Consider the following 14,311-nt stretch of genomic DNA (forward strand, 5'->3'; position numbering starts at 1 on the left):
AGTGCCGTCGGTCCAGCAAATTCATGCGCGCCGCCTCGCTCGGGATATCCCGAGCGAAGCAGCGCGTCGTGACCGGTCAGCGCACGGAGCGTGAACTCCGGCTGTCAGGTTTGTGGAATGCTCATCAGCAGGGTGCGGCCGAGCTCCGCGTTGCGGGGCTTGGAAAGCACGTCGTAGCGGCGGGCCACCAGTTGGCTCTGCGAGACGAAGTCACGCTGTCCCTTGGTGGCGCCGTACCGGACCGCGGCCGAGGCCAGCCCGAACGCGATGCCGGACACCATGCCGATGAGGATCGGCGCGAGCCCGCCGGTCGTCGTGAAGAGGCTCAGCAACAGGCCGACGAACAGACCGAGCCACGCGCCGGACGCCGCGCCGGCAGACAGGACCCGTCCCCACGTCAGCCGTGCCGAAACACGCTCCACGAGCATCGGCTCGACGCCGACGATCGTGACGTCCTGGACGGGGAACTCGTTGTCTGCCAGGAAATCGACGGCCCGCTGGGCTTTCTTGTAGGTGTCGTACGAGCCGATCGGCCAACCTTCCGGCATGGTCGGCAGACTGTTGGTCGGTGCGAACGCTGCCGTCATGGGGGTCACCTCCAGTGGGTGTGTCTCTCACTGGGGTCAACGTGGTGGCTGGGTGTTCTGTGCCCGGTTGGTCCGAGTTCACAGGGGGTTCTCAGACTGTTCGGCCTCCGGCCCCCGGTCACCACGCTACCGGCGGCCACCGACAGTCCGCGCTGCTCGGCGGTTCGACTGTGGACAACCGGGCGGGCTGTGGACAACCGGGGATCGCGGACCGTGCGTTGTCGGTGGTCGTCGTTACGCTGGATTCCGGGGCCGGAGGCTGCCGCCCTGTGAGCGACCCGGGGCTGCCGGGCACCCCTCCGATCGTTCGTCCCTCAGGGGCGGGGACCGATTTCCTTTCCGTTCTCCAGCACGGTGATGGCCAGGGCCGGGCACTGGTCCGCCGCGTCCAACGCCACCTCGTCCGGTTCGATGGCCGGGTGCACGGCCCGCGCGAAGTCGTCCAGTTCGAAGAGGTCCGGGGCCAGCGCCGCGCACATGCCCGACCCCAGGCACACGGCACGGTCCACGTTCACCTGCCACTCCATCGCGTCACCACCCCACCGGCATCGTCACCGGGCCGCGGACCAGCATCTCCGTCTTCCACTGGATGTCGCCCGCCACGTGGAGGTCCGGCAGCTCCACCAGCAGTGCCCGCAGCGCCTCCTGCAGCTCCATGCGGGCCAGGGCCGCGCCAAGGCAGTGGTGCACCCCGTGCCCGAAACCGAGGTGCTGCGCCGGCGGGCGGTCCACCCGCAACTCGTCGGCGTCGTCGAAGCGGATGGCGTCGCGGTTCGCGGCGCCGATCGCCACCACCACCGGTTCACCCGCGCGCACCAGCACGTCGCCCACCCGCACGTCCTCCACCGCGTAGCGAGGGAAGCCGGCGCCGGCGCCCAGCGGCACGAAACGCATCAGTTCCTCCACCGCGCCCGGGATCAGCGACGGGTCCGATCGCAGCCTGGCCAGCGCCGCCGGGTGGTCGAACAGCGTCACCATGAAGTTCGGGATCTGGCTCGCCGTTGTCTCGTGGCCCGCCACCAGGATGCCCACGCACAGGTCGACCAGCTCCAGCTCCGTCAGCCGGTCCGCCTGGTCGCGGGCCTCGATCAGTGCCGTCATCAGGTCGTCGGCCGGGTCGGCCCGGTGGGCGGCGATCAGACCGCGCATGTAGTCGCGCATCGCCTCGCGGCTCGCCATGAACTCGTCCGACGTCAGCCTGCTCGTCGACAGTGCGTCGTCGCTCCACACGCGGAAGAGCGGGCGGTCGGTCGCCGGTACCCCGAGCAGCTCGCAGATCACCGCCACCGGTAGCGGCAGCGCGAACCCGTCGACCAGGTCCGCGGGGGGCCCGCCGCCTTCATGTCCTCGACCAGGCTCGTCGCGATCGCCCGCGCGCTGGGGCGCAGTTCCTCCACCCGCCGCACCGTGAACGCCTTCGCCACCAGCGTGCGCAGGCGGGTGTGCTCCGGTGGGTCCATCGACAGGATGCCGCCCGTCGCCCGGCCCTCGCGCATCCTCGGTTCGTCGTGGGCGGCGGCCTCGGCCCGGCTGAAGCGCTGGTCGCCCAGTACCAGCCGCGCGTCCGCGTACCGCGTCGCCAGCCATGCGGGTTCGCCGTGCGGCAGCCGCACCCGGAGCATCCCCTCGGCCTTCTGCGCCTTCCGGTACGTGTCGTGCAGGTCCAGGTTGCCGGTCTCGTTGAACGGGTAGGCGACCGTCATCTCCACGCATCTCCCCACTATGTAAGCATCTGCTTACACGCTACGCAGCGTGTCAAGGCGGTTACGCACCTTGACGGCTAGTCTGTCCGCTTTGGAGGTTCCGTGAGCGAAGAGACACGGCGGCGGGATTCGGTCGCCACCCGGCAGGCCCTGCTCGACGCCGCGACCGCCCTGTTCGCCGAGCGCGGGTACGACCGGACGACCGTGCGTGACATCGCCACCCGGGCGGGGGCCAACCAGGCGTTGCTCTTCCGGTACTTCGGTTCCAAGGAGGCGCTGTTCGCGGAGGTCGCGGCCGGGCACCGGCGGGAGGAGACCGAACCGGGCCTGCTCGTCGCGGAGATGCTCGACAACCTGCTCGATCCATCGTCGTCCGCGCGGCGGGACCAGGTGCTGACCGCCCTGTTGCGCACCCTGGGCACCGACGACGAGGCCGCCGCCATCCGGGAGAGGCTGAACGCGAGCTACGCGGAGACGCTCGGCACCCTCACCGACCAGCCCGACGCGGCGCTGCGGGCCGACCTCGTGCTCGCGTGGCTGTTCGGGATCAGCCTCATGCGCGGCGTGGCCGCGACGCAGCCGCTCGCCGATGCCGACCCCGCCGCCGTGCGTGACCTCGTGCTGCCCGCGGCGCGCACGCTGCTGGAGAAGATGTCGTAGCCCGAGGATGGGTCGTACACCGCTCGACGTGTCAGCGATCCTCGTCTGCTCAACGGGAATCGACGACCTGACGGGCGTCCACGGTACGAACACCGCCATCGGCACGGTTGTCCAGGTACTGGGTGTCGCGTCCGCGTTCGCCAGCGGAACCCTTGCCACCACACGGAACTACGGCGCGCGGGTCACCGCCTGCCGCTCGTCAGGCCGGCGTTGCCGGTAGCGTGTCGGGCATGCACCCGCGACCACAGCTGACCCGACCGGAATGGCAGGACCTGTGCGGCGAGTGGGAGTTCGCCCACGACGACGAGAACGCCGGTGTACAGGCGAAGTGGTGGCGTGGCGACCGTTCGTTAGGTCAGACGATCACCGTCCCGTTCCCGCCCGAGTCGGCGGCGAGCGGGGTGCACGACCCGGCGCCGCACCCGGTCGTCTGGTACCGCAGGACGTTCGACGCCCCGGCCGGTGACCGGCTGCTGCTCCACTTCGGCGCCGTCGACTACCGGGCCAGGGTGTGGGTGAACGGCACCGAGGTGTGCTCGCACGTCGGCGGGCACGCGCCGTTCCATGTGGACATCACGCACGCGCTCGTGGCTGACGGCCGTCAGGTTGTGGTCGTGCGGGCCGAGGACAGCGTCGACGACATGACGCAGCCCCGCGGCAAGCAGTACTGGGAGCCGGAACCCGCCGCGATCTGGTACCACCGCACCACCGGCATCTGGCAGCCCGTGTGGCTGGAGGCCGTGCCGTCGGCGTACGTGGCGGGTCTGGAGTGGACGCCGTCGTTCGCGGACCGGTCCGTGCGGGTCCGGGTGTCGGCGGTCGACGCGGCCGGGCTGTCGGTCCGCGTGCGGCTGTCGCTGGGAGAGCGCGTGCTCGCCGACGACCGGTACCTCGTCGACGGTGACGTCGAACGCACGATCTCCCTGCCACGCGGCGACTTCCGGTGGAGCCCCGCCAGTCCGACCCTCATCGACGCGACCGTGTCGCTGCTGCGGGACGACGAGGTGGTCGACACCGTCGAGAGCTACTTCGGGCTGCGGGACGCCGAGGTGCGCGACGGCCGGTTCGTGCTCAACGGCGAACGGCTGTTCCTGCGGATGGTGCTGGCGCAGGGCTACTGGCCGACGTCGCACCTGGCGGCACCGTCGGAGGACGCGCTGCGGCGCGAGGTCGAGCTGATCAAGGAGCTGGGGTTCAACGGGGTCCGCGTGCACCAGAAGGTCGAGGACCCGCGGTTCCTGTACTGGTGCGACCGGCTCGGGCTCGTCGTGTGGGGCGAGATGGCGAACGCGTACGAGTACTCCGTCGACGGCGTCGCCCGGTTCACCGCCGAGTGGCTCGAGGTGGTGCGCCGCGACGTCAGCCACCCGTGCGTCGTCACGTGGGTGCCGGTGAACGAGAGCTGGGGCACGCCCGCGCTGCCGTCCGACCCGCGCCAGCGGCACTTCCTCGAGTCGCTGTACCACCTGACCCACGCCGTCGACGGCACCCGCCCGGTGATCTCCAACGACGGCTGGGAACACACGACGAGCGACATCTGGACCGTGCACGACTACAGCCCGTCCGCCGACGGGCTGACCTCCCGGTACGGCACACCGGAAGCAGCGGGCAGGGCGTTCGGCCGCGACTGGCCGGGCCCGCGCCGCATCATGCTCGGCGACCAGGAGCGGGACGGGCAGCCGCTGATGGTCACCGAGTTCGGCGGCCTCAGCTACACCCCGAACGCGGGCGAACGCTGGTTCGGTTACCGCACGGTCGGGGACGCCGACGCCCTCCTCACCGCCTACGAACGCCTGGTCACCGCGCTGGTCGGGAGCGAGCAGGTGGCCGGCTACTGCTACACGCAGCTGACCGACACCGAGCAGGAGGTGAACGGCCTGCTCACCGAGACCCGCGAGCACAAGGTGGACCCGGCCGCGATCCGGCGGATCAACGCGCTGCCCGCGGCGAGCGTGCCGACGGAGGAACTGCACCAGCTGATCGAGGCCGCGCACCGGGCGTCCCTCGGCGAACCGGAGTAGCGCCGGAGAACCTGACGCCTGGTAGCCGGCCGCTGTGCGGCACATGTTGGAATTGGCGGCAGAGCCCGCTCGTTGAGCTTAGGGTCATGGATGACACACGAAAGGCGGGCCATGGCGGACACCAAGGTCGTGCACAACCGCGAGCAGCTGCGGTACGAGGTGTACTCGGACGACAAGTTCGCAGGTTTCACGCAGTACTACCGGACGGGTGACCGGGTCGTGTTCACGCACACGGAGATCGACAAGGCCTTCGGTGGACAGGGCCTCGGCAAGGTCCTCGCCGCCGAGGCACTCGACGACGTCGTCGCGAACGGCAAGGTGATCGTGCCGATGTGCGAGTTCATCGCCGGGTACCTGAAGAAGACCGACAAGTACGACGGGCACATCCAGGCGCCGTGAGCAACCTGGAAGCTCGCCCGGACGTGACGATCTGCCACACCGAGGCCGACGACCACGCCGTGGCGGAACTGTTCACGCCCAGAGCAGTACCGCTCGGTGGTCTGCGGGCGATGCAGGTCGACCGCGTGATGCCACAGCGCGGTCTGCCGACCGTGGGCGCGTGGTGCTTCCTGGACTCGTTCGGTCCACATGAGGCGGACATGCTTGTCCTGCCGCACCCGCACACCGGGCTGCAGACGGTGACCTGGCCGATGGCGGGGGAGATCCACCACCGCGACAGCCTCGGCTCGGACGTGCTCGTGCGGCCGGGCCAGCTGAACCTGATGACCGCGGGCCGCGGGGTGTCGCACTCGGAGATCTCGGCGTCGTCCGGTGTGCTGCACGGGCTGCAGCTGTGGGTCGCGCTGCCCGCCGACCGGGCGACGATGGCACCGGAGTTCGAGCAGCACGTCGCGTTGCCGGAGTACACCGGGCCGGGCGTGACCGCGACGGTCGTGATGGGTTCGCTTGGCGAGGTCACGTCACCCGCGACCGCCCACACGCCGATCGTGGGCGCCGACCTGCTGCTCCGGGGCGCCGCGGTGCTGCCACTGCGTGCCGATCACGAACACGCCGTGCTGGCGATCGACCCCGTGACGGTCGCGGGTGTCGACGTGCCGCGTGCGCACCTGCTGTACCTGGGCACCGGGCGGACGGAGTTGCCGCTCGCGGGCGAGGGCCGCGCGTTCCTGCTCGGCGGGGAGCCGTTCCCGGACGAGCTGGTCATGTGGTGGAACTTCGTGGGCCGCGGTCACGAGGAGATCGTGACCGCGCGCGAGGAGTGGCAGGCCGGGGACGCCCGCTTCGGCGAGGTCGACGGTCACGACGGCGCCCGCATCCCGGCGCCGGACCTACCGGGTGTCAGGTTGGCGCCCCGCAAACGCCGCCGCTGACACCTCGGTCACCGCGTCGAGCGCAGCCACCACAGGCCCAGCAGCGGCAGCACGGCGGGGATGTACCCGTAGCCCTGCCCGTAGTCCGACCACACCGTCGCGTCCGGGAAGACGTGCGGCACCACCAGGCTCAGCGTGCCCACCACGAGCACCCCGGCCAGCTCGACCAGGATCGAGATCGTCGCGATCCGGCGGGAGGTCCGGTTGCCGCGCGTGAGGCAGACGGTCGCGACGACGTACACGGCCGCGGCGAAAGCTGACAGCAGGTAGGCGAGCGGTGCCCGCGAGAAGTGCGTGCCGAGTTGGACGGCCGACCGCGCGGTCGCGGACAGCGCGAAGATCGCGTACACGGCGATCAGCAACCGCCCAGGGCCGGACCGGGTGCGTGCGGCGAGGTCAGACATGCGCGTCCCAGACCTGCCCGAGCCGGAGGATCAGGACCGGCACCGTCAGGCAGCCGACCACCATCACCGCGGGACCCCAGCGGCTCCGTTCGGCCAGTGCCCAGAACCCGGCGAGCGGCGGTATCAGCAGCGCGGTGATCAGGTAGCCGAGGTAGGCGAGGCTGTCGACCTGCCGGTCGGCGGTCGCGAGGCGCACGATCCCGGCGACCAGCTGCACCAGCAGACCCACCTCGAGCAGCAGCACCACGCCGTACAGCCAGAGCCCGTGCCACTCCCGCAGCTGGATCGGCTTGCCGACCACGACCAGCACGGCCGCCCACACCGCCGCCGCCAGTGCGACGTACGTGAGCACCGCCGCGAGGATCTCGATCACCGCGCTCCCATCGAAAGTGGACGACCACCGGCCCGGCCGTCTCGCCGCCGGACCGCCGGCACCGCGCGCTCCGGCTCGCCGGGGCTGCTGACCATGGGCTGATCGTAGTTGCCGACGATCAGGTGGAATGGCGGACCACCAGCGTCGGCTGGAAGATCACCGCCGCGACGGGCGTCTCCGGGTGTTCGATCTGCCGCACCAGCAACCGCGCCATCTCCGCGGCCATCTCCTCCGTCGGCTGGCGGACGGTCGTCAGCGGCGGGTCGCAGTCCAGGGCGGCACGGGAGTCGTCGAAGCCGACGATCGCCACGTCCTCCGGGACGCGGCGGCCAGCGCGCCGCAGCACCGGCAGCGCGCCGCGGGCCATCAGGTCCGACGCCACGAACACGCCGTCCACGTCCGGGTGCTCGGCCAGCAACCGCGACATGGCGGCCGCACCGCTCGGCAACGTGAAGTCGCCCTCCACCCACGGGACGTCGTCGCCGACGGCGTCCCGGAAACCACGCAGCCGGTCCTGTCCCGCAGGCGAGTCCTGCGGCCCCGCGATCGTGGCCAAGCGGGACCGGCCCGCGTAACGAAGGTGTCGCGCGGCAAGGGAAGCGCCCGCGGTCTGGTGCACGTCGACGTACGTGATCGGCAGCGGCACCGAGGGCCTGGCCGACAGCACCACCGGGAAGTGACCGTCCAGCAACCGGCCGGGCAGCGGGTCCGCCGGGGACGTGTGGATCAGGATCACGCCGTCGAGCCGGCCGCGTTTGAGGTCCGACAGCACCTGGTCGCCCGTGCCGACGCCGGTCGTCGTGAGCACCAGGTGCAGGCCGGCGGGTGCGGTCACCGTCATCACCCCGCGCACGACCCGCCCGAAGAACGGGTCACCGAGCACGCGATCCTCGTCCGGCAGCACCAGTGCCACCGCGTCCGCGCGCCGCGTGACCAGTGACCTGGCCGCCAGGTTGGGCAGGTAGCCGGTGTTCGAGATGGCCTCTTCGACCGCCTGCCGGATGTTCTCGTCCACGCTGGTCACCCCGTTGACGACCCTCGACACCGTCGCGCGGGACACCCCCGCGGCCCTGGCGACCTCCTCGAGGGTGACGCGTCGTGTCATCGGGTGGCGCGGCACGACCTCTTTATAGCTGACCACGTCAGCCGAGTGCGTCGAGTGATCGCAACGCGCTGGACCGCTCCCGCACCATCGCCTCCGCGACCGCTTTCGCCTCCCCGTGCGTGATCGAAGAAGCCCCGGACTTCGCCACCGTCGCCGACTCGGTCAGGTGTGCCCGCGCCAGCCGCGTGAACTCGGCGTCGAAGTCCGGTGCCGACGACAGCGCGAGCAACTCCGCTTCCGTCGGCATGCCCGGCATGTCGTGGCCCGCGTGGTTGTCGACGTACGGGATCGCCGCGGTGTCGAGGATTCCGCGCAGTTCCGACAGTTCCGCGCGCCGCGTGGCCGCCAGCTCACCGGCCAGCGCCCGCAGGCCCGGCGACGTCGCGTGCGCCACGCCAAGGTCGAGCAGCTTCACGGCCTGGTGGTCGGTCGCGATGACCAGTTCGACGAACGCCCTGGCGGTCGCGTCGAGGTCTCCGTCGGCGTCTCCGCCTGCGGCTCTGTTCGACGCGACCGCCTGGGCTCCCGGCGGCGGTGCAGGGTTCGGCGCCGGGGCGGGGCCCTGCAGGCCGCACGCGCTGAGCGCGGCGACCAGCAGGACCACCAGGACTAGCTTCACAGCGGCCTGCCGTCGTGGCCGCACTTGATCACCGGGTTGATGCAGTCCCGCACGCGGCGCTCCATCTCCGCCGCTGGCCAGACGTTGAAGAAGTCGCCGTGCATGGTGCGCCCGTCACCGGACGACAGCCGCAGGCCCGACGGGTCGCCGTTGACCGGGTACCGCAACACCATCCGCAGCTTCGGCACCGGCACCGGGTGTGACGACGGGCAGCCGCCCGCGACCGGGTACGCCATGTGGGACTTGTGGTCCGACGAGTCGAGCGTGGTGCCGTTCCAGCACTGCGGGAAGTCCAGGTAGGTCTCCAGCTGCGTGCCGGACGGGCAGTTCACGAAGTTCTTCGACGGGTTCACGTGGCCGGCGTGCAGGCACGACCAGCGGGCGATCGAGTCGGCGTCGCCGGTGGCCTTGGAGTTGCCCGCGACGATCTTCAACCCGACCGGCGTCGGCCGGATCGCGCCCGGGTTGTTCACGCCTTCGCCCAGGTAGTAGAAGGTGATGCCGGTCGGCACCACCGGCTGGTTGTTCTTGTAGAGGGTCGGCACCCAGTACGACGAGATGTCCACGGCCGGGTTGCAGTTGCCGGTGGCTCCCGCGAGTTGCTGGTGGGTCGTGGTGTTCGCGGTGGTCGCGTGGTTGCCGAAGAAGTCGTGCGAGTGGGACGCGCCGGGCAGGTTCGGCAGCACGATGGGGTCGTCGGGCAGCCGGTGGCTGAGCGCGCAGTCGGCCGGGAACTCCGCGACACGGATGACGGCCTGGGCTTTCTCGGGACTGCCGGTGATGCCGCCGCTCACCACGACGCCCGCCGCCGCGACGGCCGCGAGGGCGAGCGTGAGCCATCTGATTCGGTTCTTCGTCATTGAAGATCAAACTCCCTCGACGTTTCCTGCAGGGGAACGAGAGAGCGCTCTCACGATTGAGGATGACGTGGGTCACACCTACCGGTCAACGGTTTTGTTCTGCACAGGAACAAATGACCCCGTTCGGTCTAGCGGCGCGGACCGAACGGTCGTCAGCCTTGACAGGATCTGTCCGGATCGCCACGCTCTGTCCCGGAGAGAGCGCTCTCACGCCTCCAAGTCCCCTTCCTGTTCCACGCCGACGGTTCGCGACCGGACGCGGCCGGGCGCGTGCGAAGGAGCACGCATGAGATCTCGCCGGTTCCTCTCGTTGGGTGTGGCCGCGACCCTCGCGGTCACCTTGTTCCAAGTCAGCAGTTCGCCCGCCGCGGCGGCGGGCGCCCTCATCTCGCAGGGCAAGCCGGTCACGGCGTCGTCGACCGAGAACGCGGCGGCGTTCCCCGTGACCGCCGCGGTCGACGGCAACACCGGCACCCGCTGGTCGAGCCAGTTCAGCGACCCGCAGTGGCTCCAGGTCGACCTCGGCGCCACCTACGACGTCGACGAGGTCCGCGTCAACTGGGAGGCCGCGTACGCGCGCGGCTTCTCGGTGCAGATCTCGGCGAACGCCTCCTCGTGGTCCACTGTGTACACAACGGCCACGGGAACCGGTGGTGCGCAGGTGCTCCCGGTCACCGGCACCGGCCGGTACGTCCGGCTCAACCTCACCGCGCGCGCCACCCAGTGGGGCTACTCGCTGTGGGAGTTCCAGGTCTTCGGCACGCCGGACGGCGGCAGCGGTCCGGTCGACGGCGGCCTGCTGTCGTACAACAAGCCCGCGACAGCGTCGACGTTCCAGGACGACGGCGCGTGCTCGGGCTGCGTCCCCGCCCGCGTGACCGACTTCGACCCGGCCACCCGCTGGGCGACCAGCTCGACGAACGGCTGGGTCGACCCCGGCTGGATCACGATCGACCTCGGCGCCACCGCGACGATCTCCAAGGTCGTCCTCCAGTGGGACCCGGCCTACGCGACCGCGTACCAGATCCAGGTGTCGAGCAACAACACCTCGTGGACGACGATCTACCAGACGAACGCGGGCCGCGGGTTCAAGGAGACCCTGACCGTCAACGGTTCCGGCCGGTACGTGCGGATGTACGGCACCGCGCGGTCGAACGGCTACGGGTACTCGTTGTGGGAGTTCCAGGTGTACGGGACCGGTGGCAACCCGACGCCGCCGCCTTCGCTGCCCACGCCGGACTTCACGCGGCTCGCGTGGAGTGACGAGTTCAACGGCGCCAACGGTGCCACGCCTGATCCTGCCAAGTGGACGGCGGAGACCGGGCCCGGCGTGAACAACGAGTTGCAGTACTACACGAACAACAACAACGCGCGGATGGACGGCGCGGGCAACCTGGTCATCCAGGCGCGGCGTGAGGTGACCCCCGGGTCGTCGTGCCCGCCGGATCCGTTGTCGGGCGGTTCGACGACGTGCCAGTACACCTCGGGGCGGCTCAACACGGCCGGGAAGTTCGACTTCACCTACGGGCGTGTGGAGGCGCGGATCCGGGTGTCCAGCGGACAGGGGCTGTGGCCCGCGTTCTGGATGCTGGGCAGCAACTTCTTCCAGGGGCGGCCGTGGCCCGCGAGCGGCGAGATCGACATCCTGGAGCACGTCGGCAAGGAGCCGAACAACGTGTACTCGACGTTGCACGCGCCCGCCTACTTCGGTGCGGGCGGGTACGGGTCGCCGTTGAACCTCGGCCAGGCGGCCAACGCCGCGTTCCACGTGTTCGCCGTGGAGTGGGGCCCGACGCAGATGCGGTTCTTCGTGGACGGCAACAACTTCTTCACCGCCAGCAAGGACACCGTCGAGTCGACGCGCGGGCCGTGGGTGTACGACCACCCGTTCTTCCTCATCATGAACAACGCGGTGGGCGGGGACTGGCCAGGGCCGCCCAACGCGAGCACGTCGTTCCCGCAGAACATGATGATCGACTATGTGCGGGTCTATCGGTGAGTGTTCGGGGGCCGTCCGTTCCGCGCGGACGGCCCCCTCATCGTTGATTCTTGGCCTGGAACCGCGTTAAGTGGGTGCCTGGCAACTAGGAGGACGATGATGTCTCTCGACAGGCGCACTGTGTTACGTGGCATGGCTGTGGCTGGGTTGGCGGGGGTGGCACTGCCGGGTGTGGCGGCCGCATCCTCGCTGGAGTTCCACATCCGCCACCAGTTCCGGCCCTTCGACCTGATCGCACCGGGGTTCGTGCAGTACGACGTGCCTGCCCGGCCCGGCCGGGTGGTGACCGGGGAACGGCCCGTGGCGCCGTTCTGCGCGGTGGTGACGCGGGCGCGTGGCGCGGTCGCGGCGGGGCTGGCAGGCGGCGGCACCTCGGTGCTCGGGCGGTACGCGGACGGCACCGCCACCATCGAGGTGACGGTCGGTGGTGCGACGACCGTCGTGGAGTCGGTGGCCGCCGACCTGCCCGGGGAGTTCGGGTTCGCGGTCGTGGTCAACGAGAACGCGGTCACCGTGCTCGCCGACACCGGCGCGGGCTGGCAGCCGCTGCTCACCAACCGGGACGGTGTGCGTGCGCTGATCGACCTGCGGGACCCGAACGTGCTGCGGCGCCTGAGCTACGGGTACGAGGGCGCTGTCGGGCGGGTGCGGGCCGGGTACTTCGGGCAGGCCGGGGTGCGTGACCCGCACGTCGTGCAGCACGCGGACGGCAGGCCGTTCATCCGCGACGGCAAGCTGTACCTCACCCTCACCAACGCCGGTCTCGGGTTCTTCCAGCAGGCGCACTGGGGCGTGTGGACGCTCGACCTGGCCAACCCCACGCGGTTGACGCAGGTCGCGCAGCTGTTCTTCGCCCGCGACGGGGTGGTGCTCGGCGACCACGCCGGCCAGATCGTCGTCGACGGGGACGAGTTCGTGGTGGCCATGTCGTCGTGGGGGGACTTCAACTTCGCCGGGGTGCACATCCGGTACGTCCGGACGCGCGCGAACGTGCTGTCCGGTGTGCACGTCCTGCCCACCAGGAAGATGCCGCTGCCGACGACCGTCAGCTCGTGGGACCCCGCCATGACCAAGATCAACGGTCAGTGGCACGTCGCGTTCGTGGAGAGCCCGGCGCAGTCGCCCGCGTTCGTGTTCCACCCGGCGCTGGCTCGTGGGCGGTCGCTGGAGAGCCTGTCGCTCGTCGGGGCTGACCTCAGCCTCGACCAGACCGAGGGCACGATCATCCAGCGCCTGCAGGGTAAGTGGTACGTGCTCACCAGCGACGGCGATGCGCGCGTCTACCGCAAGTACGACCTGTCCATGCGTCCGCAGGGGACCCTCGACGCCCCCTACGGCACCAACATCCCGCACCCCATGGTGTTCCAGTACCGGAACAAGTACTGGATGGTGACGTTCGACGGCACCCAGTACGCCGAGCCCGTCCTCGGGTACGGCGGCCACGGCGACTTCATCGTGATGACGGAGTGACGAACCGGCCGTGGAGGCGGGCCAGTTTCAGGCTCAGGTGGAGCATCAGCCGGTCGTTGCCGTTCTTCAGGTTGGTGCCCGTCAACGACTCCACGCGCTGCAACCGGTAGTAGAGCGACGTGCGGTGGAGGCGTAACGCGTTCGACGTCTCCACCGCGCTGCCCGCCGAGTCCAGGTACGTCTCCAGTGTCTCCAGCAGCGGCGCGTACTCCGTCGACGCCAGCAACGCCGTCACCCCCGGGTGGATGGCGTGGGCGCCCATCCCGGCCAGCATCCGGTACACGCCAAGGGATGCCCACGTCGCCACCGGAGCGAAGGCCGGGACCCGCGACGCCACCACCGACGCGTGCAGCGCCTCCGCGTAGGACGCCGCCGCCTGGGACAACGACGGGCGGCCATCGCCAGCGCCCACCACCACCGGGGACGGGAACAGGGCAGGCACCTCCGCCAGGGGCACGCGGCCCGCGCACAGCAACACCCCGTGGTCGAGGCGCATCAGGTGGCGGGACGGGAACTTCGCGCGCGCCGCAAGCAGGCCCTGCTCCAGCGCCTCGCGGGACAGCGAACCACGCACCACCAGCACGGTCACCGGCAGCGCGGGGAAACCGCCCTCGTCGACCAGCACCCGCGCACCCGTCGGGTCGTCGCCGAGCAGCACACCCGACACCGCCTCCAGTTCGCGTTGGGCGGTCAGGCCCGCGGCCAGCGCATCGCGCAGCAGGGTCAGCGCCAGCTGGGACGCCGACTCCGTCGCCAGTGTCACCGCCGACTGGAGCAACGGCGGTTCGTCCATCAGCCACAGGAAACCCAGCAACCGCTCGCGGTGTCGCACCGGGACGCACACGCGAGCCAGCACCGGGCCGGACGCCGGGATGCGCAGCGGGCCGCGGGACTCGAAGATGCCCGCCGCGCGGAAGTGGTGGCGCACGTTGTCCGCCGTGTGGCGGCGGAGGATCGAGTCGCGGCGCACGTCGTCCATGGCGCCGTCCTGGGTGCTGTAGGCCAGGACGCTCTGCGCGTGGTCCTCGAGGAGCACCGGGCGGCCGATGCGCAGGGCAAGATCGTCGACGGCTGGTTGCAGGTGCATGCCACCTCCCGTTTTCGACGTTTGTCGGAGCGTGCCCTGGACGTTCCCTACATCGGATCGATGATGTGGGTCAAGAGCCGGGCTAGCGTCCC

At 70.4% G+C, this 14,311-nt stretch carries 14 protein-coding genes and 1 pseudogene; 6 read left to right on the top strand and 9 right to left on the bottom strand.

The window, feature by feature from the left end; all coding sequences use genetic code 11:
- Positions 1-104: 104 nt before the first annotated feature.
- The 3 genes and pseudogenes from FHR82_RS02805 to FHR82_RS02815 form a co-directional block, all read right to left on the bottom strand.
- Complete coding sequence (locus FHR82_RS02805) at positions 105-587, bottom strand: general stress protein (protein ID WP_184808617.1); 483 nt, start codon at positions 585-587, stop codon at positions 105-107.
- Positions 588-901: 314 nt separating this feature from the next.
- Complete coding sequence (locus tag FHR82_RS02810; RefSeq protein ID WP_184808618.1) at positions 902-1,114, bottom strand: ferredoxin; 213 nt, start codon at positions 1,112-1,114, stop codon at positions 902-904.
- A 4-nt stretch (positions 1,115-1,118) separates the two neighbouring features.
- Positions 1,119-2,290, bottom strand: a pseudogene (locus FHR82_RS02815) (cytochrome P450).
- A 102-nt stretch (positions 2,291-2,392) separates the two neighbouring features.
- Here FHR82_RS02815 and FHR82_RS02820 point away from each other — a divergent pair.
- From FHR82_RS02820 to FHR82_RS02835, 4 genes are all read left to right on the top strand, one after another.
- Positions 2,393-2,950 (top strand): TetR/AcrR family transcriptional regulator, encoded by a 558-nt coding sequence (locus FHR82_RS02820; RefSeq protein WP_184808619.1) that lies wholly within the window; start codon positions 2,393-2,395, stop codon positions 2,948-2,950.
- Positions 2,951-3,180: 230 nt separating this feature from the next.
- Positions 3,181-4,971, top strand: a complete 1,791-nt coding sequence (locus tag FHR82_RS02825; protein ID WP_184808620.1) for a glycoside hydrolase family 2 protein — start codon at positions 3,181-3,183, stop codon at positions 4,969-4,971.
- Between the two features lie 111 nt (positions 4,972-5,082).
- On the top strand, positions 5,083-5,370 hold the full coding sequence (locus FHR82_RS02830) for a GNAT family N-acetyltransferase (protein WP_184808621.1): 288 nt from the start codon (positions 5,083-5,085) through the stop codon (positions 5,368-5,370).
- Positions 5,367-6,302: a pirin family protein gene (locus tag FHR82_RS02835; protein WP_184808622.1), complete on the top strand. Its 936-nt coding sequence runs from the start codon at positions 5,367-5,369 to the stop codon at positions 6,300-6,302. Before FHR82_RS02830 ends, FHR82_RS02835 begins: the two co-directional genes overlap by 4 nt.
- A gap of 8 nt (positions 6,303-6,310) precedes the next feature.
- On the opposite strand, the gene FHR82_RS02840 is transcribed toward FHR82_RS02835, so the two are convergent.
- The 5 genes from FHR82_RS02840 to FHR82_RS02860 form a co-directional block, all read right to left on the bottom strand.
- Positions 6,311-6,706 (bottom strand): hypothetical protein, encoded by a 396-nt coding sequence (locus FHR82_RS02840; protein WP_184808623.1) that lies wholly within the window; start codon positions 6,704-6,706, stop codon positions 6,311-6,313.
- Positions 6,699-7,079, bottom strand: a complete 381-nt coding sequence (locus tag FHR82_RS02845; protein ID WP_184808624.1) for a hypothetical protein — start codon at positions 7,077-7,079, stop codon at positions 6,699-6,701. Before FHR82_RS02845 ends, FHR82_RS02840 begins: the two co-directional genes overlap by 8 nt.
- A 118-nt stretch (positions 7,080-7,197) precedes the next feature.
- Positions 7,198-8,184, bottom strand: a complete 987-nt coding sequence (locus tag FHR82_RS02850; RefSeq protein ID WP_184808625.1) for a LacI family DNA-binding transcriptional regulator — start codon at positions 8,182-8,184, stop codon at positions 7,198-7,200.
- Between the two features lie 37 nt (positions 8,185-8,221).
- Positions 8,222-8,803, bottom strand: a complete 582-nt coding sequence (locus FHR82_RS02855; protein WP_184808626.1) for a DUF305 domain-containing protein — start codon at positions 8,801-8,803, stop codon at positions 8,222-8,224.
- Positions 8,800-9,663, bottom strand: a complete 864-nt coding sequence (locus FHR82_RS02860) for a DUF1996 domain-containing protein (RefSeq protein WP_184808627.1) — start codon at positions 9,661-9,663, stop codon at positions 8,800-8,802. The genes FHR82_RS02855 and FHR82_RS02860 overlap by 4 nt, the downstream gene beginning before the upstream one ends.
- A gap of 286 nt (positions 9,664-9,949) precedes the next feature.
- Between FHR82_RS02860 and FHR82_RS02865 the strand changes: the two genes are divergently transcribed.
- Both FHR82_RS02865 and FHR82_RS02870 read left to right on the top strand, forming a co-directional pair.
- Entirely contained in the window at positions 9,950-11,662 is a 1,713-nt protein-coding gene (locus FHR82_RS02865; protein WP_184808628.1) for a discoidin domain-containing protein, read from the top strand.
- A 132-nt stretch (positions 11,663-11,794) separates the two neighbouring features.
- Complete coding sequence (locus FHR82_RS02870; protein WP_225943967.1) at positions 11,795-13,132, top strand: hypothetical protein; 1,338 nt, start codon at positions 11,795-11,797, stop codon at positions 13,130-13,132.
- On the opposite strand, the gene FHR82_RS02875 is transcribed toward FHR82_RS02870, so the two are convergent.
- Positions 13,113-14,219: a PucR family transcriptional regulator gene (locus tag FHR82_RS02875; protein WP_184808630.1), complete on the bottom strand. Its 1,107-nt coding sequence runs from the start codon at positions 14,217-14,219 to the stop codon at positions 13,113-13,115. The two genes, FHR82_RS02870 and FHR82_RS02875, sit on opposite strands and share 20 nt — an antisense overlap.
- Positions 14,220-14,311: the final 92 nt, after the last annotated feature.

Origin of the sequence: Actinophytocola algeriensis, from assembly GCF_014203735.1 — a bacterium.
GTDB lineage: Bacteria > Actinomycetota > Actinomycetes > Mycobacteriales > Pseudonocardiaceae > Actinophytocola > Actinophytocola algeriensis.

Excerpts from the sequence above, each read along its gene's own strand:
- FHR82_RS02805 (WP_184808617.1), bottom strand. The coding sequence starts at position 587 with ATGACGGCAGCGTTCGCACCGACCAACAGTCTGCCGACCATGCCGGAA.
- FHR82_RS02810 (WP_184808618.1), bottom strand. The coding sequence starts at position 1,114 with ATGGAGTGGCAGGTGAACGTGGACCGTGCCGTGTGCCTGGGGTCGGGC.
- FHR82_RS02825 (WP_184808620.1), top strand. The coding sequence starts at position 3,181 with ATGCACCCGCGACCACAGCTGACCCGACCGGAATGGCAGGACCTGTGC.
- FHR82_RS02830 (WP_184808621.1), top strand. The coding sequence starts at position 5,083 with ATGGCGGACACCAAGGTCGTGCACAACCGCGAGCAGCTGCGGTACGAG.
- FHR82_RS02840 (WP_184808623.1), bottom strand. The coding sequence starts at position 6,706 with ATGTCTGACCTCGCCGCACGCACCCGGTCCGGCCCTGGGCGGTTGCTG.
- FHR82_RS02850 (WP_184808625.1), bottom strand. The coding sequence starts at position 8,184 with ATGACACGACGCGTCACCCTCGAGGAGGTCGCCAGGGCCGCGGGGGTG.
- FHR82_RS02860 (WP_184808627.1), bottom strand. The coding sequence starts at position 9,663 with ATGACGAAGAACCGAATCAGATGGCTCACGCTCGCCCTCGCGGCCGTC.
- FHR82_RS02865 (WP_184808628.1), top strand. The coding sequence starts at position 9,950 with ATGAGATCTCGCCGGTTCCTCTCGTTGGGTGTGGCCGCGACCCTCGCG.
- FHR82_RS02870 (WP_225943967.1), top strand. The coding sequence starts at position 11,795 with ATGGCTGTGGCTGGGTTGGCGGGGGTGGCACTGCCGGGTGTGGCGGCC.
- FHR82_RS02875 (WP_184808630.1), bottom strand. The coding sequence starts at position 14,219 with ATGCACCTGCAACCAGCCGTCGACGATCTTGCCCTGCGCATCGGCCGC.